Below are 24,149 nucleotides of genomic sequence, written 5' to 3'. Positions count from 1 at the left end.
CATGGCCGACATCTCGGAGCACGACTTGATAGACGTTCTCATCGTGGGCGCCGGAATATCCGGCATCAACGCCGCTGTCCGATTGAGCGCGGCGGGCCGCAGCTTTCATATCGTCGAGCGCCGAGAACGTATCGGGGGAACCTGGGACCTCTTCCGGTACCCGGGAATTCGCTCGGATAGTGATATCTACACACTCAGCTTCGGATACCACCCATGGCACGAGCGCAACACCATCGCCGATGGTGCCGACATCCGCGACTACCTCGAAAACGCTGCCCGGGACTACGGCATTGACCAACACATCACCTTCTCCGCCAAGGTGACTGGAGCCGACTTCGGCACCGATACCGATACGTGGACGGTGCGCGTGGACACACCCACGGGCCCGACGACCTACCGGGCCCGATTCCTCTATCTGTGCACGGGCTACTACAACTACGACGACGGCTACACACCGGAATTTCCGGGCATCGCCGATTTCGCCGGACAGCTGATCCATCCCCAGCATTGGCCGGAGGATCTGGACTGCTCCGGCAAGGAGGTGACGGTCATCGGCAGCGGCGCGACGGCGGTCACGCTGGTGCCTTCATTGGCGCGCGCGGGCGCGAAGGTGAGCATGCTGCAGCGCTCACCCAGCTACGTCTACCCCATCGATCGAGCCGATCGCGTTGTCGGAGTGGTTCGAAAAGTGCTTCCGCCCAACCTTGTTCAGCATTTCGCTCGGATCTGGCTAGGCGGGTTCAGCTGGGTCATGTATCACGTGTGCCGTCGAGCGCCAGGATTCGCGAAATGGTTCATCAGGCGGCGGATTTCCAAACGGCTGCCCACCGATTACCCGGTGGACGTTCACTTCAAGCCGCGCTACAACCCGTGGGATCAACGGGTGTGCGCCGACACCGATGGGGATCTCTTCGAGGCCATCAGTGCCGGCGGTGTCCGCATGGTCACCGACACCATCGACTCCTTCACGCCGTCTGGCGTCCGGCTGGGGTCAGGTGAGGAACTGCGCGCCGATGTCATCATCACGGCGACCGGCCTCAACCTCCAGATATTCGGCGGTATCGCGCTGAGCGTGGACGGCTCCCCCATCGATTCCCCGAATAGGTTCATCTACAAGGGATATCTGATCGAAGGAGTGCCGAACGCCGCATGGAGCGTCGGTTACACCAACGCGTCGTGGACGCTTCGTGCTGATCTGAGCGCACGGGCCGTCGTACGGCTTCTCGACTATATGGATCGCCTCGGTTACACCCACGCGTATCCAGATCGGCACGGTGAGGAACTCGAAGCCCGGCCGTTCTTCAACCTGTCATCTGGCTACGTAAGTCGCGGCGAGGACCATATGCCGCGTTCCGGGGTAAAGGGCCCGTGGGCAATCCGGCACAACTATGTGCTGGATCTGCTTGCTTTCCACCGTGATCGAATGGACGAGAACATGCGATTCGGTACTGCGAAATCGAAGGCCGTGTCCTCGGCCGCCTAACTCTTGGGCTCGATCTGCGCATCAGCAAGCGATGCCAGGTGCATGAGGACTCGAAGGAAGGTGTCGCGATCGGCCGCGGACACCCCGGCGAGGATCCGCTTCTCATTGTCTTGGATCGCTTTCTGCACTGCGGTAACCGTTTTGCGGCCGATGGCAGTCAATGACAATAGATTGCTGCGCCGGTCACCGGGGTCGGGCTGACGGTTGATCATCTTCCGATCCTGTAGGTCGTCGAGCACGGCGATGATGCGTGTGCGGTCGGCGCCGATGGCGTCGGCCAGACTGGCCTGGCTGCTTGCCTCGTTATCTCGCAGCGCTGTCAGTACGGCGTACGCCCACATCGTCACACCGTGCGCCTCCAGCAGCGGCAGCTCCGCACGCATCAACGATCGGCTGAGCGGGACCATCAGTGCCGCGAGGTCGGGCCGGCCACCTGGGTTCTTTTGCGCCACGAGCATCAGAATAGACGACGCGGCACGATCGTACTCCATGCTCAATCATAGGTGCGTGCATATTATTTCGACACTACTCGGGGAGAGGGCAGCCGGGAACGGGCACCGAATCGACGCCAGCGAAGGTGAAGGACGCCGTTTCTCCAGAATGACTTCCATTTTGCGGAATTCATTGCACCGGAGACATTCCCGCATTACTATCGAACGTATGTTCGATAGTAATGCGGGAAGGGACTTGATCGACGTGATCACCTCATCCCAGCGCGCCGAGGCTCAGGCGGCCTCGCGTCGGCTCTCGGCGATCGCCGCACTGGTGGATCGACATGCCGATCCACACAGAGAGGATCCTCGTGATCGGTTCGCGGTGGACCGCTGGGATGAGGTGGCCGCACAAGTGGCCGCCGCGCAGGGCATAACGCACGCGCTGGCATCCAGTCAGATGCGTTACGCCTACGTGCTGCGGCACCGCCTGGGGGCCGTGGCCGAGCGATTCGCCGCCGGAGACATCGACTTTCGCACCGTCGCGTTGATCATCGGGCGCACCGAACTCCTCGAAGATGGGGCCGTGGTCACCGCCGTGGATGCGGCGATCGTGGCCGCACTGCCCCGCTGGGAACGCTGGTCGATCAAACGGGTCACGGCAGCCCTGGACGCATTGATCTACCGCCATGATCGTGATGCGGTGCGCCGCACCAAAACCGCTACCGATGACCGGCATCTTGAGATCCGCCCCCTCGATAGCGGCGACCCACTGGCCGAGATCTGGGGTGTGCTGCAGACTCCACACGCAGTCGCACTCGACAAGCGACTCGAGCAGCTGGTGACCACCGTCTGCCCCGCCGACCCGCGCACCAAAACGCAGTTACGTGCCGACGCCATCGGCGCCCTGACTCAGGGCCTGGATCGGATGCGATGCACCTGCGATGATGCCGGCTGCGCTGGGCGCAGCATCGCTGATACGCAGGTCATCGTGCACCTAGTCGCCAACCAGAACACCATCGAAGACTCCGAATGCCTTGAGCCCGTTACGGTATCCGGATTTGGCGTCATCACCGCGTCGCAGGCACGCCAGATCGCGGCCCAGCCCGGCACCCGGATCCGCACCCTGCGCGCGAAGGACACCGACCGATACCGACCCACCCGCGCCCTCGACACCTACGTGCGCTGCCGCGATCAGCTGTGCCGCTTCCCTGGCTGCTCACACCCGGCCGAGACCGCCGACCTAGACCACAGCGTGGCGTACGCCGACGGCGGTCGCACTGCGGCAGACAATCTGAAAGCGTTGTGCCGCAAGCACCACCTACTCAAGACCTTCTGCGGATGGCGCGAAATCCAGGAGCCCGACGGCACCATCATCTGGAAAGCACCCACCGGCCACACCTACCTCACCACCCCCGCCGGAGGGCTCCTGTTCAACAACCTAACGCGAGCGCGCACCCGCGCTCAAGACCGCCAACGGCGCCTCGCCGCCGAACGAAACCTCAACCAACAGCGACGACTCCAACGCAAGCACGCACAAGCCGCACACGCCGAGGCCAATCCACCACCGTTCTAGCCGGTGAGATAGCGCGTCAGCATGACCACCAGTTCGTCCTGGACGAGCCGAACTTCACCCCTGAAGCCGGATGCCTGAGGTCAGTCCCGGGGAAGAGCGTCGTGCACCAGGCGCTGCGTCGGCTACCCGAATCACTGAATGATTCCGCGCCTAGGTATTGCCTCTCGTGACAGAGCAGGTAGCCTCGCCGAATCAGCGCATACACCGAACGGTCTACGTAGACGGCGTACCGCAGGTCGTATGGCGACGAGCTCGTCGCTCTTGAAAGGAACCTATGACTATCGACGGCACCATTCCGGCGGCTCCCGTTCGTGTGCAGGTCGTACACACCTTCACGTCAGCCCCGGAGGTGGTGTTTGACAAGCTCGTCCAACATGAGAGCTACGAGTTGTTCGGGCTGAAGGTAACCCAAGTGCGAGACGGCGACACCGGGCGCTACGGCGTCGGGTCGGCCCGCGGGCTCAAGGTCGGCCTGCTACCAGAGTTCTGGGAGGCGACCATAACCGCCGAACGACCTACCTTGATCGAATACAAAATCATCAAAGGTTCGCCACTCAAGCGGCATTCGGGTCGTCAGGAGCTAACGCTCTTCCCGATGGCGGAACGCGACTGAATTACACAATCCGCTTCGACATGGCCATACCGGGTACAGCCGCGATTACGGCCAAGGCGCTGACTGCGGCGATCATCAAGGGCCTGCCACAGCTTTGCCCCTGAGGCGCGATCCGGTCTACTGATCAAGCATCAGGCCGAATCGCGCAGCATGTTCGTAACATCGTTGTTCCAGTCAGCAACTTTCCGGTCGATACGGTCGCACGATGACGTCCCCGGCAACATATGACACCTCAGCTCCCGCCCCCGAAGAACAGGGATACCACAAGGGGCTGAAGAATCGGCAAGTCCAAATGATCGGCATCGGGGGTGCCATCGGCACGGGGCTGTTCATGGGAGCCGGTGGCCGGTTGCACAGCGCAGGACCGGGCTTGTTCTTGGTTTATGCGGTCTGCGGCGTGTTCGTGTTCTTCATCCTGCGTGCGTTGGGCGAGCTGATCTTGCACCGACCGTCCTCAGGGTCCTTCGTGTCGTACGCCCGCGAATTCCTCGGCGAGAAGGCGGCATACGTCGCGGGCTGGATGTACTTCTTCAACTGGGCCGCCACCGCCATCGTCGACGTCACAGCCATCGCGCTGTACATGCACTACTGGAGCGCCTTCAAGGCCATCCCGCAGTGGTCCATCGCACTCATTGCTCTGGTCATCGTGCTCACCATGAACACCATCAGCGTCAAACTGTTCGGGGAGATGGAATTCTGGGCCGCTCTGATCAAAGTGGTTGCCATCATGGGGTTCCTGGTCATCGGAACGGTCTTCCTGGCGGGCCGCTTCACGGTCGAGGGCGCCAGCACAGGACCATCGGTGATCGTGGATAACGGCGGCCTGCTGCCCGCCGGCCTGATGGCTCTGGTCATCGTCACCTCGGGAGTAGTCTTCGCGTACTCCGCTGTCGAACTGGTCGGCATAGCCGCCGGCGAGACCGAGAACCCGGAAAAGGTGATGCCCCGGGCCATCAACTCAGTCGTGTTCCGGGTCGCGGTCTTCTACGTGGGTTCGCTCATCCTGCTGGCACTGCTGCTGCCCTATGGAACCTACAAAGCCGGCGAGAGCCCCTTCGTCACCTTCTTCTCCCGGATAGGCGTGCCGTACGCCGGCGATGTCATGAACTTTGTGGTGCTGACGGCCGCACTGTCCAGCCTGAACGCGGGCCTGTACAGCACGGGGCGGATTCTGCGATCTCTGGCGATGAATGGCAGTGCACCAAAAGTGTTGTCACGTATGACCTCCGGCGGAGTGCCGTTCATGGGCATCGCCGTCACCGGTGCCCTCACACTTGTCGGCATATTCATGAACCTGGTCATTCCCGCCGAAGCCTTCGAAACCGCGCTCGATCTGGCGGCACTGGGAATCATCTCGTCATGGGCCACCATCGTGATCTGCCAGATCCAGCTGTACCGGTGGTCGCAGCGAGGCATCCTGCGGCGGGGCAGTTTCCGGATGCCCGGAGCGCCGTACACCGGGTACCTGACGCTGGCGTTCCTGGCAGCCGTGGTGGTGCTGATGTGTTACGAGAACGCGTGGAACCTGATCGCGATCGCGGTACTCATCCCCGTGCTCACCACAGGGTGGTATCTCTGCCGTGGCCGCGTCCTGGAGCTCGCGCGTGAGCGCATCGGATACACCGGCGCCTACCCGGTGATAGCGCACACTCCCATGCTCGACGACCCATCGGGCGGACGGGACAAGTAGGAGGAGCGAACCCACCCCACCGCGAGAAGTCGGAGCGGCCTTGTAGGTTGCGTTCAACCGGTAGTCGGACGCGAGGGGGACGTGAGTCATGGGCCAACTGAATGGCGCCAGGGCAGATCAGGCCCGAAAAGTGATCGAGGCGCTGGCCGGTCCCGGTGCGGTCCTGCGGGGAGATCAAGAGACCGCAGTGGCAGCTCTCTTGGAGCCCGCCGCTCGGGTGCTGGTGGTGCAAGCCACCGGTTGGGGTAAATCCGCGGTGTATTGGGTCGCGACAGCGATCCGACGTTCCGAGGGCGCCGGTCCGGCACTGATCGTCTCGCCGCTGCTGTCCCTGATGCGCGATCAAGTCGCTGCCGCCGCTCGGGCGGGGCTGCGAGCCGCGACGCTCAACTCGTCGAACTTCGACGACTGGAGTGCGATCGAGGCGCGGCTTGTGGCCGGCGATATCGACGTGCTTCTGGTGTCCCCTGAGCGGCTGGCCAACCCATCGTTTGGCCGTAGGGTGCTGTCGGCGCTCGAAGGCTCTATGGGGCTGTTGGTCATCGACGAGGCGCACGCGGTGTCGGACTGGGGGCACGATTTTCGTCCCGACTACCGCCGGGTGTCCGATGTGCTCACGCGGATAAATCCGGATACACCGGTACTGGCCACCACTGCCACCGCGAACGCGCGGGTCACCGATGACGTAGCCAGCCAGCTGGGCGATGCCACCCTGGTTCTCCGGGGACCGCTGGCCCGTCGCTCGTTGCAGCTCAACGTGTTGCCACCGATGTCGCCGCTGGCACGCTATGCCTGGGTCGCTCAGCATGTGGACGAGTTACCAGGGTCGGGCATCGTCTACGTACTTACCGTCGCCGATGCGCAACGGCTAGTGAACGCCATCCACGCGGTACACCCACAGGCGAAAGTCGCCGCGTACACCGGTCAACTCGATGCGGACACGCGCGCCCGGCTGGAGGACGCGCTACGTGAGAACCGGATCAAAGCGCTGATCGCCACCTCTGCCCTGGGGATGGGCTTCGACAAGCCGGACCTCGGGTTCGTCGTCCACATCGGCTCACCGCCATCACCGGTCGGCTACTACCAGCAGGTGGGACGCGCCGGCCGCGCCATCGATCATGCGGCAGTCGTGCTGCTTCCGTCGGAATCGGACGCCGGTATCTGGGACTACTTCACCACCGCTTCGATTCCCGATCCCAAGCAGATGGACACGGTGCTCACCGCTCTGGCCGGTGAGACACACGAGGGTGAGGGATCGGTATCGGTAAACGCGCTCGAGGCCAAGACAGGTATTCGGCGCACCCGAATCGAGCTCATGGTCAAACAACTCGCCGTCGACGGCGCGGTGGAGCGGGTCGACGGCGGCTGGCGATCTACCGGTAGCCCTTGGCGTTTCGATGCGGAACACTACGAAGGCATCATTGCCACTCGGCGCCGTGAGGCCGACATCATGAAGGCTTATACACGTGGAGAACGCTGCCTCATGCAGCTGCTCACAGAATCGCTCGACGATCCGCAGGCCGCATCGTGCGGACACTGCTCGGTATGCCTCGGTCACACACCCGATGGGCTTGGACTGCCCGCGTCCGCCGAGCTCATGCAGACGGTCGCCGCCACCCTGCGCACCGACTCCACGGTGCTTGAACCCCGAAAGATGTGGCCTGGCGGTGAGTTTGGTACACGCGGCAAGATTCCATCGGACCTGCTCGCCGAGCCGGGCCGCGTGCTGGTCCATGCCGACGCGCCAGAGTGGAGCGGGGTAATCACCGCCGCGGTCGGGGGCGAGCCCGAGGCGATCGAGGTCCTGGCCCAGGCCGCGGTTTCCACTCTCGCTCGATGGCGCGACGAATGGGTCGCCCGCCCCGAAATCGCGGTGTCGCTACAGCTGACCGGTACCCCCAATCCGGTGCGGCCGGTGACCGACAGCATTGCCACGGTCGGTCGCCTACCGCACGCAGTGATGCCAGCGGTTGCGGGTACGGCTCCTGGCCGTGATTCATCCGGCGGTGAGGAAGCCGCCTACTGGCGTGATGCGATCAGTACAGACGACGCGCTCCGGGACATGATCAATGGCCGGTGCGTGCTGCTAGTCACAGACTCGACGTCTACCCGATGGCCTGTCACCGTTGCCGCCGCGCATCTGCGGAAGGCCGGAGCGCTCGCGGTACTGCCACTGCTCATCCACCACCCAGCCTGATCCTGCTTGACTCAGCGACTCCAGGTGTCTTCCAGCATGCGCGGCTTGCACGCCTGGAAGGCACCGATGCCGAGCACGGTGATCGCGACGAGCAAAAGGCCAAACGGCGCATACCAACTGCCGCTCAGGTCGTGCAGCACGCCAAAAAGCAAGGGTCCCAAACACGCAACGGCATAGCCAACCCCCTGGGTAAAGCCGGACAACGCCGCGGAACCAGCCGGAGTGCGGGTACGCAGATTCACCAGCGTCAATCCCAGCGGGAAGGTGGACGGACCGAATCCCAGTGCGACCACCCACACGGCCGTCGCGGTCATCGGCATCCACAACAGCCCGGCGAACCCGACCAGGAAGCACACCAGGCACGCCACCACCAGCGGGAACGGATTGCGCATGCGCGCGGCCAACGGCGGGATGGTCAGCGTGCCAACGAATCCCACTGCCGAGAAGACGGCCACCATCACGCCGCCCAACCCGGCGCTGCCACCAGCGGAGGTCAGGATCGCCGGAATCCAGGTAAACATCGAATACGTCACGAGGGACGTCATGCCGAACATGCCGGCCATGCCCCATGCCAGCGGTGAGCGCCAAACCTGGCCCACCGCAGACGAATCCGCATGCGGCTCGGCCGAATGGTCGACAACATCATGGCCGCGGCGCGCGATGACCACACCGATCCACGGCAATAGCGCGGCGATCGGAACAAGCACCCACGCCGCCAGCGAGAATCGCCATCCGTAGGCATCGGCCAGCGGCACCGCCGTCAGTGCAGGAACCGTGGTACCGATCTGCAACACCGTGAGGTAGGAAGCGCTCATCAGCGCGACGCGATGCGAGAAGTACCGCTTGACCAACGGTGGGATCACCACGTTGCCAATGCCCATACCGAGCAGCGCCACGCAGGACAGCACCAGCAGCCCGCCGGTTGAGTTCATCGCGGGCCGGGCCGCCATACCGATAACAGTGGCCATCACCGCGGCCAGCGTCGTGCGCTCCAGACCGAATCGCTCGGTGAGTGCGGGTGTCACCAGCCCGGCGACGGCGAACATGGCCGTCGGCAGCATCCCGAACACGCCGATCACCGCGGAACCGAACCCGACCTCGTGAGAGATCTGAGTCAGCAGCGGGGTCAGCGAGGTGACCGCGGAACGAAGGCACAACGCGAACAGCAGGATCGCGACCAGCACCATGAGGCGCCCATGGCGCAACGCGGCTGCCGATACGGCCCGCATCGAATCGTGCGTAGCGGTTCCGGTGTCCTGCGCGGTCGCGGTCAACATTCATCCTCCTCTAAGCCCCGGCAAATCATAGGATGAATGGATGAATATCTTCAAGGTGATTTCCGCCGCACGCTACGATGAGCCGTCATGCAGCCGGTCCGTCGCCAAACACTGATTGGCCAGGTCACCGAGCAACTCCGCGAGGAGATTCAGTCGGGACGCTGGGCCATCGGTGCACGCATTCCCACTGAGCCTGAATTGTGCGAGCTCACCGGAACCTCCCGCAACACAATTAGAGAGGCAGTCCAGGCCCTGGTACACGCCGGGATGCTGGAACGGCGTCAGGGCTCCGGCACCTACGTGCTCTCCGTCGGCGGCAGTGGCTCGGCCATCGCCGACTACTTCGCCGCCGCCAACGACCGCGATCTGATCGAGCTGCGGCAGACCCTCGAAGTGACCGCCGCCGGGCTCGCCGCGCAGCGACGTGACGAGGATGACATCGAGCAGCTGCGCGCCCTGTTGCAGCGGCGCAACGAGCTGTGGGCGCCCCGGCATGTCGCACCCCAGAATGTCGAGGACGCCATCGCCACCGACATCGCCGTCCACCGAGCAGTGGTCGCGGCGAGTCATAATGCCCTTTACCTGGAACTTTATGACTCGCTGCTCGGTTTGATGGACCACTACATGCGCGGAAACCCGATCGGCGCGGAGTGCTCGTTCGAGAACGAACACACCACGCTCGTCGAGGGTGTCATCGCCGGCGATGTCGAGGCCGCCACGTCCGCCACCGAGAAGCTCTTCACGGAGCTGAGCCTGAGTCGAATGCCGTCCAGCCGGAACTTTCGTCACCATCCACACGACTAGCTGAACGTGAAGATCGTCATCCCGGCAGCTGTCGCGCTGTCATTGCTCGCCGGTTGTTCGGCGCATGAATCCACTCCTGCCGAGCAGGCTTCCGAGGTCACCATCACCGATCAATGGGCCAAGTCCGCCCCTGACGGCTCCATGACTTCGGTATTCGGCACCGTGCACAACAACGGCTCCAGCGAGGCACGCATTGTGTCCGCCACCTCACCGGCCGCGACGTCGGTCGAGCTCCACGAGGTGACTCCCGGCGGACTCATGCGCCCCAAGGAGGGCGGGGTCGTCATTCCCGCCAACGGTGAGCACAAGCTGTCCCCGGGCGGCGATCACGTCATGCTCATGGGGCTGACCACTCCCCTGCGCCCAGGTCAGGACGTCGTCATCACGCTGGCCTTCCAGGACGGCTCGACCAAGCCCCTCACCGCCCAGATCCGCGACTTCGCAGGCGGCAACGAGAACTACCAGCCCTGAGCATGACGCGTCGTTCTTTGTCCCGACGGGGACTCATTGTCGGCGGCGGTGCCGCGGCCGCCCTCACTGCGGGCGCCGGACTGTCGGCGTGGTCGGCGCAATCGCAAGCGGCGCGACCGCAAGGCGTTCCCGCTGTCGAACCTTTCTACGGCGAGCACCAGGCGGGGATCACCACCGCACCGCAGTCACACGCGCTGTTCCTCGCACTGGATCTGCTACCCGGCAGCAGCACAGATGAACGCGCAGCCCGCGAAAACCTGCGGTCCATCCTGCGTCTGTGGACCACCGACGCCGCCAGGCTGACTCAAGGCCTGCCCGCACTCGCCGACACCGAGCCGGAATTGGCCACGACCACAGCACGATTGACGATCACGGCGGGCCTGGGGCCGTCGGCGTTCACCAAGACGGGCCTGGCCGACAAATGCCCGGCCTCGGCACGCGACTTCCCGGCATTCTCCACTGACAAACTCGATAAGCGCTGGTGCGGAGGCGATCTCCTACTGCAGATATGCGCCGACGACATGCTCGTGGTGGCGCATGCTGCCCGAGTTCTCCTCAAGAATGTGCGCTCCCTGGCCACCGAACGGTGGCGCCAGACCGGATTCCGCACGCCGCGCGCGGAAGATCCCTCGGGAGGCACCATGCGCAATCTCATGGGACAGGTCGATGGGACGGTGAACCCCAGCTTGCCCGAGCTCGACAGCCTGCTGTGGCACCAGGGTGAAGATCATGAGTGGCTCAGGGGCGGAACGCTTCTGGTCCTCCGCCGGATCACGATGGATCTGGACGGATGGGACCAGCTGGACACCAAGCTCCGCGACCTGGTGATGGGCAGAAGAACGGACAACGGCGCGCCGCTGACGGGCGAGAAGGAGTCCGACGAACCCGACCTCGAGATGACCCGCGGCGGTATCCCGGTCATCCCGGCGACCGCGCATATCGCGCTGGCCCGCCACCGCAATCCGCACGAGAAATTCCTGCGCCGCCCGTACAACTTCGACGACGCACCGTTACCGGGCACATCGTCGAACTCCGGTCTGATTTTCGCCGCCTACCAACGCGATATCGCCACGCAGTTCGTCCCGGCACAACGACGGCTGGCCGAACGGGACGAGTTCAATCAGTGGAACACCGCGGTCGGATCCGCCGTCTTCGTCATGCCGCCGGGCACCGCCGAGGGCGCCTATCTCGGCCGGTCACTCGTGGGCTAGTAGGCGCCCCTAGGCCGCCACGGCCATAGATACTCCTTGCAAGTTAGGGTCACCTAAGTTTCAATGGTGAAGTGAGCTTGATGTCAAGACCCGCCCCCGCGGAACCCACGGTGAACATCGGCGAGGCGGCTGCCCTCTACGGCCTGGCCCCGTCGACCCTGCGATGGTGGGAGAAGCAGGGCGTCCTGAATTCGCCGACACAGCACAGCGGCCGTCGCACCTACACCGAGCGAGATCTGCGTCGCATCGGCATCGCGTACCTGTGCTGCATCACCGGAATGATGCCGCTGCGCCAGGCCGCCGTCGTGACATCACATTCGGCACAACCCGATACCTGGCGCAGCGCGGTCACCGAGCAGGTCGCGGACATCTCCGCCCGCATCGAGCAGCTCCATCGCGCACGCGACTACCTCAACCACCTGCTGTCGTGCCAGAACGAGGACATCGTCGATTGCCCCTACCTCGATGGGGAGCTCCGCATCCGCACCCCCCGCGGCCGGGCCGCCGGCACGAATCTGGTGTCCGCAGCACGCGGCGCCTGTGACGAATCCTCTCCCGCGCGTGACGAAATAGCCGCCGAACTGCGCGGACGTTGCCGGTTTTGCGACTCCGAACTGATCACCCACGGGAAGGGACGGCCACAGCGCTACTGCTCCCCTGCCTGTAAACAACGCGCCTACCGGCAGCGGCACGGTATGAAATGACGTGTGACCCCGCCCGCGCCTGAATCGCCGGATCCGCTTCCGCAGATCGCCCGGGCCCGCTCCATCTTGTTCTCCGCCCCACCGGCGGGTCGGCGGTGGAGCATCGGACTGCGCGCCGGCGCCGCCGTCGCCATTCCCGGGGTGCTCGTTGTCGCCGCTGGATACCCGAATGCGGCGCTTTATGTGACCTACGGGGCCTTCGCCGTTCTCTACGGCGAAGGGCGCCCCTACCGGGTGCGCGCCGCCGTGGTGGCCACCGCAGGCATCGCGCTGCTGCTCGTCGCGACGCTCGGCGCCCTCGTCGGGGCCCATGCCCCCGGCGGTGTCGCCAACAAGGTGGCAATCATCCTCACCCTGACAGCGGTCGCGGTCCCGGTCGTCTACACGGTGGACGCCCTGCGGCTCGGCCCTCCGGGCGCACTGTTCTTCGTCCTGGTATGCGGTGGTGCACTCGGCGCTACGGAATGGGGCGTTGACCCATTTCGGATTCTCGCCTGCGCGAGCTTGGGAGCGGTCGCGGCGGTCATCGTTTCGATGGCGGGCGCCGCGATCGATCGCCACAAGCCCGAACGCGTCGCGGTACAGCGGGCAGTCGAAGCAGTCGACGGGTATGCCCAGCCAGGCAACGCGACGGTCGACGCACGCCACGCCGCAGGACTGGCGATCTCCTCGGCATGGACCGCGCTGCACGACGCGGGATACTCCACGCAGTCAGATTCACCCCTGGTGACAACGATGCTCGATACCCATCGCCGGTTCACCGAAACCGCTGTCGGCGCCAAGATGGTGCTTGATCACGTCATCCCGGGCGACCACGTCCTGGTGGTTCGCCCCAGCATCTGGTATCGGCTGCGCCGTTCGGTGCGGTTCCGTTCGCACGCCACGATCACCGCCGGACGCGTCGGCATCGCCTGCCTCGGTGCCGGAGCCATCAGTGCGGCGATCGGGCTGACACGGCCGCAATGGGCGATCCTGAGCGCCCTCGTGATCGTCCATCTCGGTCCCGATCGGCTGCACGGAACGGTGCGCGGACTCCAGCGCTTCGCCGGAACAGTGATCGGGCTTGTTCTCTTCGCGGTGCTGTACCAGCTGTCCCTCACCGGGTACGCGCTCATCGCCGCCATCGCGACGTTGCAGTTCTGCACCGAGCTGTTCCTGCCGCGCAACTACGCCGTCGCCGTCATGTTCGTGACGCCCATCGCGCTGCTGTCGGCGGGCGTGGTCACCCTGCAGGGATCCGTCACATCAATCGTGCGCGATCGCCTGGCGGAGACATTGGTCGGCGTCGCCGTCGCCATGGCGTCGATGTACCTGATCGCGCCTCATGCCCATCGTCAGACCTTCGCATTCACCGAGGCCCGGATCCGGCGAGCGGCGCTGGCGCTGGTCGCGAGCGCCCGGGTGCAGCCCGCTCACGACGCCGCATACGCAGAGGCCCGAGACCTGTCCTTCGAACTCGAGGGCGCCATTCGGGCCGGCGTGGACAGCGCACACAACGAACCCGGATGGCTGCAGTCGTACTGGCCGGCGCATGCCGCACTCATTCACCACGGTTACGACCTGGTGGCCGCATGCTGGGCCACTCCCCCCGGCGAGATGCTCGCCGATCCCGACCGCTGGGAGCGCTGCTTCAGTAGCAATGGCTGAATGTTGCCCGGCAACCTCGATGCACATTCGTCAAGATCCCGTCAAGTTCTCATCGTCACGCAATAATGTGACGAGGGTCACAACAGGCGGATACCCTCGGCAAACGGCGTGACTTGACCCGGATCGCCACCGCCGGTCCTGGCCATCCGGGTGCCGATGTGGTTACGGTCGGACGGTACGAAAGCCGATACGAAACCCAAGTTGATACGAAACATGTTGTGGTGATGGTGATTTTTAGTGGTCGATACTGAATTGCAGGCTGAAAAACGTTGCACCCCTGTGTGGTCTATGAGCCACCCGACGCAGTCGGACGCGCGTCACATGTGGCGCATCGCACGCGACTCCGGCGTGCTGGACGTCAACTCTTCTTATGCATACCTGTTGTGGTGCACTGACTTTCCCTCCACTGCCGCCGTCGCACGCGTCGAGGGAAAACCCGTCGGATTCGTGACCGGATACCTCAGACCCTCTGGATCACTGATGATCTGGCAGGTCGGAGTCGACGAGGCGTACCGCGGAAAGGGTCTGGCCGCCAGCATGCTGGCCTGGCTCGCAGACTCTCTCGCGACGTTGCAGGGCGAGCCCCTGGTTATGGAAACCACTGTTACACGGTCAAATACCGCTTCACGTGCACTATTCGCCGGATTTGCCCGCCGGCGGGATATGGAACTCACCGAATCCGCTGGATTCGGCGTGGATCTGTTTCCCGATGCACATGAGGCAGAGCCGCTGCTGCGACTCACTCCGCACGACCTACATAAAGCGCCCAGTAACAGTGCCTAAAGGCACTGGGCCGAAAGGGGATACAGAAATGACCGCCACTTTGCCCGCTCAGGAAGCCGGGCTACCGAGGGTCATCAACGAACGTGAATCCGAGGTGCGAAGTTATTGCCGGAGTTGGCCCACCACCTTCGCCTCTGCCTCCGGATCGTGGTTGACCGACACCACCGGTGAGCGTTACCTCGACTTCTTCGCCGGTGCGGGCGCACTCAACTATGGGCATAACAACCCGGATCTCAAGACGGCCCTCATCGACTACCTGACGACCGATGGCATAGTCCACGGCCTGGACATGGCCACGGTCGCCAAACAGCAGTTCCTCGAGGAATTCGAGGGGACCATCCTGCAACCACGCGGTATGGACTACAAGGTGCAGTTCCCCGGGCCCACCGGGACCAATGCCGTGGAGGCCGCACTCAAGCTGGCACGAAATATCACGGGGCGCGAGTCGATCATCAGCTTCACCAACGCATTTCATGGAATGACACTGGGATCGCTGGCTGTGACCGGTAATTCGATGAAGCGCGCCGGTGCGGGTGTGCCCCTTGTGCACTCCACCCCGATGCCGTACGACAACTACTTCGGCGGAGTCACCGAGGATTTCCAATGGTTCGAGAAGGTGCTCGACGACGAAGGCGGCGGTCTCAACAAGCCCGCCGCGGTGATCGTCGAGACCGTGCAGGGTGAGGGCGGGGTCAACGTCGCCCGCGCCGAATGGCTGCGCGCACTGTCAGATCTGTGCCGCAAGCGCGAGATCATCCTGATCGTCGACGACGTCCAAATGGGTTGCGGCCGTACTGGCGCCTTCTTCTCCTTCGAAGACGCGGGAATCCGTCCCGATATCGTGACGTTGTCCAAGTCGATCAGCGGATACGGCCTGCCGATGGCGCTGACACTGATCCGTCCCGATCTGGATCAGTGGGCCCCGGGTGAGCACAACGGCACCTTCCGCGGAAACAACCCGGCCTTCGTGACAGCCACCGCGACACTGCAAAAGTATTGGCGCGATGGCACGTTCAGCGAGGACGTGCGCCGTAAGGGCGACCGCCTCCATACCGAGCTGTCCGCATTGGTGGCCGATGACGATTCGGTGACCGTGCGTGGCCGCGGCATGGTCCAGGGCATCGCATTCGCCGACACCGAGCGGGGCTCGCGCGTCAGCAAGGCCGCGTTCCGGCGCGGCCTGCTCGTGGAGACCTCCGGCCCCAAGGACGAGGTCGTCAAACTGCTGCCCGCGCTGACCACAACCGACGAGCAGCTTGATATCGGCATTGCCACCCTGCGTGAATCCATCGCCGAGTCCGCCTAGAAGCCGAATCCAACAAGAGAGGAATTACTGTGATCGTCCGTACTACCCAACAGATTACGGGTACCGAACGCGACGTCAGCGGCGAAGGCTGGCATAGCAAACGGATCGTGCTGGCGGATGACGGAGTCGGGTTCTCCTTCCACGAGACCACCATCGACGCGGGAACCGTGCACGTCTTCCACTACCGGCACCACATCGAAGCGGTATGGCTCACTGCCGGTACCGGCACGCTGACAAACCTGGAAAACGGCGACGCCTTCACGCTCGCGCCGGGCAGCATGTATTTGCTCGACGGCAATGAGCGGCACCAACTTTCCGCCGATACTGAGATGCGCATGATGTGCGTGTTCAATCCTCCTGTCACCGGGCAGGAGGTCCACGACGAGTCCGGCGCATACCCGGCCGCGCCCGCACTCTCATGAGCGCCCCTGCGATCACGGATCGCTACCCTAGCCGCCTCGAGACCGAGCAGCCTCCCATCGTCAGGACGGAGCCTGTCGTCTGGGGCACCGCGGACCAGGGACCGCTCGCCCCACCGGCGCTCACGCAGATGTCGGATCAGGGATTCCTGATCCGGCCGAGCACCGTCGATGATATGACGGTCTCGACCTTGCGTAACGAGATCGACAGAGTGCCATCACAACTGGGCGATGATCCCAGGATCGTCAAAGAGGCCGGATCGCAGGAGGTGCGATCCATCTTCGAGGCACACATCCTGAGCTCCGTGGTCATGGACGTCGCATGCTCGCCGGGGGTACTCGACGTCGCCGAGCAGCTCTTGGGCGGGCCGGTCTACCTACATCAGTCCCGTATCAATGCGATGCCCGCGTTCAGGGGGCGCGGCTTTTATTGGCATTCGGACTTCGAGACCTGGCACACCGAGGACGGGCTCCCCCAGATGCGCACCGTGTCCTGCTCGATCGCGTTGACCGTCAACGTCGCCTACAACGGGACGCTGCAGGTCATGCCGGGTACGCATCGCACCTTCTACCCGTGCGTCGGCACGACCCCGCACGAGAACCATCGGAAATCTTTGGTGGAGCAGGAGATTGGCGTTCCCTCCACGCAGACCCTCGCGGAGGCCGCCCTCACCAGCGGTATCGAGCTGTTCCTCGGGCAGCCGGGGGACGCGCTGTGGTTCGACTGCAACCTCATGCACGGGTCGGGGTCGAACATCAGCCCCTACCCGCGGTCGAATGTGTTCCTCGTGTTCAACTCGGTCCAGAACACACCGGAGCGGCCCTTCGCCGGGTCGGAGCCGCGTCCGGAGTACATCGCGGCGCGGACCTTTACCCCGCTGAATAGCCAATCTCCGGGCACGCGCTGATGACGGCCGCCGGCCCGGACTTCCAGTCACCCGAGGGCCGGCGGATCCTGCACCGGGCCATCGCGGCATCGGCGATGGGCAACGCCACCGAGTGGTACGACTATGGCGTCTACGCCGCCACGACCATCTTCCTGACACAGGCCTTCTTCCCCACCCTGGGCACCGCGTTCACGATGCTGGGATACGCGATCTCATTCCTGCTGCGTCCTCTCGGCGGAATGATCTGGGGACCACTTGGCGACAGATTGGGCCGCAAGAGCGTCATGGCCATCACCATCGTGCTGATGGCGTTGTCCACCACACTCATTGGCGTGTTGCCGACGTGGGCGACCATCGGAGCGGCCGCGCCCGCGTTGTTGATTCTGCTGCGCGTGGTGCAGGGTTTCTCCACCGGCGGCGAATACGGCGGTGCGGCGACATTCATGGCCGAGTTCGCGCCCGATAAGAAGCGCGGCAAGTACGGTTCCTTCCTCGAGTTCGGCACCTTGGGCGGCTTTGTCACCGGCGCCGCCTTCGTCCTGATCCTCGATGCCAGCCTGAGCACCGAAGCTATGCACTCCTGGGGCTGGCGTATTCCATTCCTCGTCGCACTTCCGATGGGTCTTATCGGCTGGTATCTACGGAGCCGCCTGGATGACCCGCCCTTGTTCAAAGAGATGCAGGAACAGGAGCCGGAGGGTCAGGGGAATGCGTTCGAACGGCTCAGAGATCTGGTGCGCGACTACAAGCGACCCATGATCGTGATGATGCTGCTGGTGATCGCGCTGAACATCACCAACTACACCCTGCTTAGCTATCAGCCGACCTACCTGAAGACGCGGCTCGGCATGACTGAGACGCAGGGCCAGATCGTCATCCTCATCGGCGAGGTCGCCATGATGGCATTCCTGCCCTTCTGCGGAGCACTGTCGGACCGCGTGGGGCGCAAACCCATGTGGGCATTCTCGTTGACCGGTCTACTGCTGTTCTCACTGCCGATGTTCTGGCTCATGGGGCAGGGATTCTGTTGGGCGATAGTGGGTTTCGCCACTCTCGGATTGCTGTACATACCGCAGCTGTCTACCATTACCGCGACCTTCCCGTGTATGTTTCCCACCCACGTGCGCTATGCGGGATTCGCGATCTCTTACAACTTGTCCACCGCCGCGTTCGGCGGCACCGCGCCTCTGGTGAACGACCTCATGGTGGACAGGACCGGATGGGATCTGTTCCCCGCCGCTTATCTCATGCTGGCCTGTGTCGTCGGGTTGTGCGCCCTACCGTTCCTTATCGAGACGGCCGGAGCCTCGATCGCCGGAACGGACATCCCCTGCGCAGATTCCGACGAGGCCGGAACAGCCCCGCCCGACGGCGCCACCCTTCATGCCTGACCCCGTCAGCGCCGCTTAGGTTAGGATGGGCTAAGTAACGGCCCGGATGTGTCAGCCGGTGCCACATCGAGCACAAACAAAGGTCACATCAGCATGGGTAGAGGCTTCCAGGGTGCGGTGCTGCGCGGACTCGGGGCGCGCGATCACCTAGCCACCGTGGTCGGCACGGCACAGGTCGCGCCGAACTGCGTGCGCGTCACCATGTCGGCGCCGACACTCTTCGACGACCTCTTGCACGCCCCCACCGAGTGGCTCCGATTCTGGTTTCCCGACCCGGCAGGCAACGCCACCGAACATCAGCGGGCGTACACGATCGTTTCGACGGATGCCGATGCGGGTGAGTTCGCGATCGACGTCGTGATCCACGAGCCCGCCGGTCCCGCCTGTCAGTGGGCGACAGCGGCGCAACCCGGTATGACGATTCCGGTGGTGTCCTTCGGTTCCTCACGTTTCGAGATCCCCGAGGATCTCCCGGCCGGATTCCTCCTCATCGGCGATACCGCGTCCATCCCTGCGATCAACTCAATCCTGGCTGCCTTGCCCGCCGACGTGGACGTCGAGGTATACCTGGAACGTCACGACCCCAACGATGAGCTTATTCCCCTGCGGGATCATCCACGGCGACAGCTGCATTGGGTGGACCGGGCGGACGAGACCTCGCTGGCCGCAGCCATCGAGATTCGCGATTGGTCCAACTGGTACGCGTGGGCCGGTCCGGAGGCAGGCTCGCTCAAGCATCTCCGCAAGCGCCTCAAGGAGCAGTTCGGATTCCCGAAGGCCGACGTGCACGCCGCGGCGTATTGGACCTTCGGTCGCGCGATGGGAAGCCGCCGCGGAGACACTGACACACATCAGGCACCGGCGCCGAAGACCGCTGCACCGGATCTTTCCGGGGCCAAGTCCGCCGCCGACACGCCGGTAACCCCCGCGGTACCCGTAGTCCCCCAAGGCCGATGGCGTTCGCAGGCCGCCGGGGAACTGCTGGCACCGGTCAAGAAGCAGATGATCGCGAGCGGTGTGCTGCAGGCGGTCATCACCATGATCGAGCTGGCACCCTTCGTGGTTCTCGTGGAGCTGACACGATTACTGCTCGCCGGTGCCGACGAATCCCGCTTGTGGCACACCGGAACGATCTTCCTGACGCTGCTGGTTCTGGGTGCCGCCCTGGGCGCGGCCCTGACTCTCTGGCTGCATGTCGTCGACATACGGTTCAGCGCCGGTATTCGGCGACGGCTCCTGGCCAAACTATCCCGGGTTCCGTTGGGGTGGTTCACGCAGCGTGGTTCCGGATCGGTCAAGAAGCTCATTCAGGACGACACCCTGTCGCTGCACTACTTGATCACCCACGCGATCCCCGATGCCGTGGCCGCCGTCGTCGGACCGGTCGCTGTGCTCATCTACCTATTTGTCGTCGACTGGCGCTTGGCACTCGTGCTTCTGATCCCCATCCTGGTCCACATCGTCACGACGGCGACCATGATGTTCCAGAGCGGCCCGAAAATCATCGAGGCCTCTCGCTGGAGCGAACGGATGAGCGGAGAATCAGCCGCCTATCTTGAAGGCCAGCCGGTGATCCGAATTTTCGGTGGCGCAGCCGCGTCCTCATTCAAGCGCAAGCTGGATGGATACCTCTCCTTCCTCAACGAATGGCAGCGGCCCTTCATCGGGAAGAAGACCTTCATGGATCTGGCGACTCGGCCGACAACCTTCCTCTGGCTCATCGCAGCGGCCGGCACGTTGTTCGTCGTTGCCGGGACCATGGAACCCATCACCCTGCTGCCATTCCTGATGCTCGGCACCACCTTTGGCACCCGCCTGCTGGGAATCGCCTATGGTCTCGGCGGTATTCGCGGCGGCGTGGAGGCGGCACGGCATATCGCGGTTGCCCTCAGCGAGACCGAACTGACCGAGCGGGCCTCCGAGGGCCGTTCCGGCGAGACCTCCGTGTCCTTCGACGCGGTGACCTTCGGGTACCGGCCGGGAGCGCCCGTCATCCACGACGTCACCCTGACGCTGCGGCCCGGAACGGTCACGGCCCTCGTCGGCCCGTCCGGGTCCGGAAAGTCGACGCTCGCATCCCTGCTGGCGCGGTTCCACGACGTCGATAACGGCGCCATTCGCATCAACGGCACAGACATCCGCACCCTCTCGGCTGACGCGCTGTACACCAAGGTCGGGTTCGTTTTCCAGGATGTGCAGCTGGTGGCGGGCACCGTCCGCGAGAACATCGCACTTGCCCGGCCCGAGGCCACCGACACCGACATTGTGGCGGCGGCCCGCGACGCGCAGATCCACGAGCGAATCCTGCGTCTCCCCAATGGTTATGACACGGTCCTGGATACCAACACTCAGCTGTCCGGGGGCGAGAAGCAGCGGCTGACCATCGCCCGCGCCCTCCTGGCTGACACCCCCATCCTGATCCTGGACGAGGCCACCGCATTCGCCGATCCCGAATCGGAGTACTTGGTGCAGCAGGCACTCGGCAGGCTGGTTCACAATCGGACCGTGCTGGTCATCGCACACCGACTGCACACCATCGCCGATGCCGACCAGATCGTGGTCCTGGACCAGGGCCACGTCGTGGAAACCGGCACCCACACCCAGCTGCTGGCCACCGAGGGCCGGTACCGAAGGCTCTGGGAGGGCCGCCTTCACGAGCCGTCGACGGTACTCGCCGGGGAGAATATCTGATGCTTTCCAACCTGATTCGACTGATTCCGCCCGGGCATCGCGGCCCGCTCTACGCCTATGCCGTGCTGTCGGTGCTGTCCGTCGCCCTGCGCGCGGCGGGCTGTCTGCTGTTGGTGCCGCTGCTCGGTGCCCTTTTCGGGAGCACCCCTTCCACCGCGCTGCCATGGCTCGGTGTGCTGACCGCGGTCACCGTGGCGGGATGGATCGTGGACACCGTGCAGGCCCGCATCGGCTACCGCATCGGATTCGCCCTGCTGAACGACTCTCAGCACCGCGTGGCCGATCGACTCACCCATATCCCGCTGGGATGGTTCACCGCGGATCGCACCGCGATGGCGCGCCAGGCGATCTCGTCCGGAGGCCCGGACCTCGTCGGGTTCATCGCCAACCTCCTCACGCCACTGGTGGGCGCGGTATTACTGCCGGCAGCCATCACCCTCGGACTGTTCTTCATCTCCTGGAAACTGGGTGTCGCGGCCGCCATCACCCTGCCGCTGCTGCTCGGTGCGTTGCTGGCCAGTATCCGCATCGTGCGGGCCGCCGATGAAGCAGATGCCCAGGCGCACAGCGCCCTTACCGAACGGATCCTGGAGTTCGCACGCACCCAGGCCGCACTGCGGGCGAGCCGTCGCGTCAGTCCTGCCCGCAGCCAGGCCGGCGAAGCAGTGGCCGTCGCGCGCGGTGCAACCATGCGGCTCTTGCTGTTCCAGATCCCCGGCCAGCTGCTGTTCACCATCGTCAGCCAGATCGCCCTGATCCTGTTGGCAGGCACCGCCACGGTGCTGGCGCTACGCGGTGAGATCGGAGCCCCCGAGGCGGTCGCGCTCATGGTGGTTGTGGTGCGCTTCCTGGAACCGTTCACCGTGCTGGCGGGCCTGGCCGGTGCCGTCGAAAACTCACGCGGCGTGTTCGAACGCCTCCACACGATCATCACCACCGAGGCCGCCGACCAGCCTGGGGATGCCGTCGCATCCGCCGATACCCCGGCCCCACGTATCGAATTCCGCGGGGTCGACTTCCGCTATGACGGCGCTCGGGAACACGTACTCAAGGGCGTTGACTTCACGCTGGAACCGGGAACCACGACTGCGATCGTTGGACCATCCGGGTCCGGGAAGAGCACCATACTCTCGCTTATCGCCGGGCTGCAGCAGCCAGAGAGCGGCCAAATCCTGGTCGACGGAACCGATGTCGCGACATTGGACACTGCCGCCCGCCGGGCTCTGGTGAGCATGGTGTTCCAGCATCCCTATCTATTCGATGGGCCGATCCGCGACAATGTTCTCGTCGGACATCCCACGGCGACAGACGTGGAGGCGCGCCGGGCCATGGCACTGGCTCGGGTCGACGAGATCATCGAGCGCCTGCCCGACGCCGAGCAGTCTCGTGTCGGCGAGGCCGGCACGGCATTGTCCGGTGGTGAACGCCAACGGGTCAGCATTGCCCGCGCGCTCGTGAAGCCCGCCCCCGTCCTGCTCATCGACGAAGCCACCAGTGCCCTGGACACCGAGAATGAAACCGCGGTCACCGAGGCCATCGGGAATGATCCGCGTCTTCGCACCCGGGTGATGATCGCCCACCGGCTCAGTGCCATCCGCAACGCGGATCATGTGCTGTTCATCGACGAGGGCCGCATCGTGGAGCAGGGTTCGATCGCTGAACTCAGTGCTCTGGGAGGACGTTTCGCAGAGTTCTGGCGCCAGCAGGAGTCCACCTCCGGGTGGCGGATCGCCGCGGCCGCCAACTAGGTGGTGGCCACCAGAAACTCCTCGGCAGACAACCCGGTGCCGGGCACATAGCGGTCGATCAGTTCGCGCCCGGACACGTACGACGCGTCGGCGAAGCCGCAGTCGTGCGCCAGGGAGAGTAGCTGGTCCGCAGAGAAGAAGCTCACCCACGGCGTGCCGGATTCGGCCGCCTTGGTCATGATCATCTGCCTGATCGGGCGCTCCCCCGCTTCGAGCAGCTCCAACGGCAGCAGGAACGTCATGGCCAATGTCGAACCCGGTGCCAGCAAGGCACATTGACGTAGTGTCCCGACTATGGCATCGCGACTCAGATACATACTGACGCCCGTGGATGCCACCACCGCAGGTTTGCCGGGGTCGAACCCCGCGATCAGCAATTGATCTCGCCAGGACCCGCCCATCTCGAAGTCAACTGGAACCAGCCTCAGCCAGTCAGGAATCTCGAATCCCAGCTCGGTCAGCCGATTTCGTTTCCACGCTTGAGTGTCGGGCTGGTCCACCTCGAAAACGGTGAGCCGCTCCCCCGCCCCGGGATGGCGCTGCACGAAGGTGTCCAGCCCGGCCCCCAAGATGACATATTGCGCTAAGCCCTCTGCCACCCGCTGCTCAACGAGATCCTCGACGAAACGAGCCCGCGCCACCATGCCCAATCGGGACACCGTGGAACCCCGCGGGTCCATGTCGGGGCGCCCGCGCCAATCCTCCGGCGGTGCCACCAGGTGCAGGCCGATCCGATCGGTCAGCACATGCGGCGGCGGATCCAGTTCCACATGCAAGGCCCGCCAGAGTGCGGTGCGCACGGCGGTGTGATCGGGTTGGC

At 64.3% G+C, this 24,149-nt stretch carries 20 protein-coding genes; 17 read left to right on the top strand and 3 right to left on the bottom strand.

Annotated features, from left to right (window positions below):
• Position 1: 1 nt before the first annotated feature.
• On the top strand, positions 2-1,483 hold the full coding sequence (locus tag B4400_RS19775) for a flavin-containing monooxygenase (protein ID WP_078312282.1): 1,482 nt from the start codon (positions 2-4) through the stop codon (positions 1,481-1,483).
• Here the strand turns inward: B4400_RS19775 and B4400_RS19770 are convergent.
• A complete protein-coding gene (locus B4400_RS19770) occupies positions 1,480-1,935 on the bottom strand; it encodes a MarR family winged helix-turn-helix transcriptional regulator (RefSeq protein ID WP_139361497.1) in 456 nt (151 codons plus the stop codon). The genes B4400_RS19775 and B4400_RS19770 overlap by 4 nt on opposite strands.
• Before the next feature lie 208 nt (positions 1,936-2,143).
• Between B4400_RS19770 and B4400_RS19765 the strand changes: the two genes are divergently transcribed.
• From B4400_RS19765 to B4400_RS19750, 4 genes are all read left to right on the top strand, one after another.
• The gene (locus tag B4400_RS19765) at positions 2,144-3,490 is read left to right on the top strand and encodes an HNH endonuclease signature motif containing protein (protein ID WP_078312281.1); all 1,347 of its coding nucleotides are present in this window, start codon (positions 2,144-2,146) and stop codon (positions 3,488-3,490) included.
• 274 nt (positions 3,491-3,764) lie between these two features.
• Positions 3,765-4,103 carry a hypothetical protein gene (locus tag B4400_RS19760; protein WP_212566663.1) on the top strand — a complete coding sequence of 113 codons (339 nt, stop codon included), beginning with the start codon at positions 3,765-3,767 and terminating at the stop codon, positions 4,101-4,103.
• Between the two features lie 205 nt (positions 4,104-4,308).
• Positions 4,309-5,793, top strand: a complete 1,485-nt coding sequence (locus B4400_RS19755) for an amino acid permease (protein WP_078312280.1) — start codon at positions 4,309-4,311, stop codon at positions 5,791-5,793.
• Positions 5,794-5,881: 88 nt separating this feature from the next.
• Positions 5,882-7,990: a RecQ family ATP-dependent DNA helicase gene (locus B4400_RS19750; protein WP_078312279.1), complete on the top strand. Its 2,109-nt coding sequence runs from the start codon at positions 5,882-5,884 to the stop codon at positions 7,988-7,990.
• Between the two features lie 11 nt (positions 7,991-8,001).
• Here the strand turns inward: B4400_RS19750 and B4400_RS19745 are convergent, their stop codons facing one another.
• On the bottom strand, positions 8,002-9,219 hold the full coding sequence (locus B4400_RS19745; RefSeq protein WP_139361502.1) for an MFS transporter: 1,218 nt from the start codon (positions 9,217-9,219) through the stop codon (positions 8,002-8,004).
• A 135-nt stretch (positions 9,220-9,354) separates the two neighbouring features.
• On the opposite strand from B4400_RS19745, the gene B4400_RS19740 reads away from it, so the two are divergent.
• The 12 genes from B4400_RS19740 (at position 9,355) to B4400_RS19685 (ending at position 23,329) form a co-directional block, all read left to right on the top strand.
• Positions 9,355-10,071 carry a FadR/GntR family transcriptional regulator gene (locus B4400_RS19740; protein ID WP_078312278.1) on the top strand — a complete coding sequence of 239 codons (717 nt, stop codon included), beginning with the start codon at positions 9,355-9,357 and terminating at the stop codon, positions 10,069-10,071.
• A gap of 6 nt (positions 10,072-10,077) precedes the next feature.
• Entirely contained in the window at positions 10,078-10,542 is a 465-nt protein-coding gene (locus tag B4400_RS19735) for a copper chaperone PCu(A)C (protein WP_078312277.1), read from the top strand.
• Between the two features lie 2 nt (positions 10,543-10,544).
• Positions 10,545-11,753, top strand: coding sequence for a Dyp-type peroxidase (locus B4400_RS19730; protein ID WP_078312276.1), 1,209 nt, complete (start codon positions 10,545-10,547; stop codon positions 11,751-11,753).
• Positions 11,754-11,833: 80 nt separating this feature from the next.
• A complete protein-coding gene (locus B4400_RS19725) occupies positions 11,834-12,457 on the top strand; it encodes a MerR family transcriptional regulator (RefSeq protein ID WP_078312275.1) in 624 nt (207 codons plus the stop codon).
• Positions 12,458-12,460: 3 nt separating this feature from the next.
• Positions 12,461-14,104 (top strand): FUSC family protein, encoded by a 1,644-nt coding sequence (locus B4400_RS19720; RefSeq protein WP_078312274.1) that lies wholly within the window; start codon positions 12,461-12,463, stop codon positions 14,102-14,104.
• Positions 14,105-14,425: 321 nt separating this feature from the next.
• On the top strand, positions 14,426-14,887 hold the full coding sequence (ectA, locus tag B4400_RS19715) for a diaminobutyrate acetyltransferase (protein ID WP_286142348.1): 462 nt from the start codon (positions 14,426-14,428) through the stop codon (positions 14,885-14,887).
• Positions 14,888-14,915: 28 nt separating this feature from the next.
• Positions 14,916-16,193, top strand: coding sequence for a diaminobutyrate--2-oxoglutarate transaminase (ectB, locus tag B4400_RS19710; protein WP_078312272.1), 1,278 nt, complete (start codon positions 14,916-14,918; stop codon positions 16,191-16,193).
• 29 nt (positions 16,194-16,222) lie between these two features.
• A complete protein-coding gene (locus B4400_RS19705; RefSeq protein WP_078312271.1) occupies positions 16,223-16,615 on the top strand; it encodes an ectoine synthase in 393 nt (130 codons plus the stop codon).
• Positions 16,612-17,520, top strand: a complete 909-nt coding sequence (gene thpD, locus B4400_RS19700) for an ectoine hydroxylase (RefSeq protein WP_078312270.1) — start codon at positions 16,612-16,614, stop codon at positions 17,518-17,520. Before B4400_RS19705 ends, thpD begins: the two co-directional genes overlap by 4 nt.
• A 74-nt stretch (positions 17,521-17,594) precedes the next feature.
• Positions 17,595-18,890: an MFS transporter gene (locus tag B4400_RS19695; protein ID WP_078312353.1), complete on the top strand. Its 1,296-nt coding sequence runs from the start codon at positions 17,595-17,597 to the stop codon at positions 18,888-18,890.
• 93 nt (positions 18,891-18,983) lie between these two features.
• Complete coding sequence (locus B4400_RS19690) at positions 18,984-21,581, top strand: ABC transporter ATP-binding protein/permease (protein ID WP_078312269.1); 2,598 nt, start codon at positions 18,984-18,986, stop codon at positions 21,579-21,581.
• On the top strand, positions 21,581-23,329 hold the full coding sequence (locus tag B4400_RS19685; RefSeq protein WP_078312268.1) for an ABC transporter ATP-binding protein: 1,749 nt from the start codon (positions 21,581-21,583) through the stop codon (positions 23,327-23,329). The genes B4400_RS19690 and B4400_RS19685 overlap by 1 nt, the downstream gene beginning before the upstream one ends.
• Here B4400_RS19685 and B4400_RS19680 read toward each other — a convergent pair.
• Complete coding sequence (locus B4400_RS19680; protein ID WP_286151399.1) at positions 23,326-24,129, bottom strand: class I SAM-dependent methyltransferase; 804 nt, start codon at positions 24,127-24,129, stop codon at positions 23,326-23,328. The genes B4400_RS19685 and B4400_RS19680 overlap by 4 nt on opposite strands.
• Between the last annotated feature and the right edge of the window lie 20 nt (positions 24,130-24,149).

Source organism: Mycobacterium sp. D16Q13 (assembly GCF_002013375.1).
Taxonomy (GTDB): Bacteria; Actinomycetota; Actinomycetes; order Mycobacteriales; family Mycobacteriaceae; genus Mycobacterium.
This window is presented reverse-complemented; position numbering and strand designations above follow the sequence as displayed.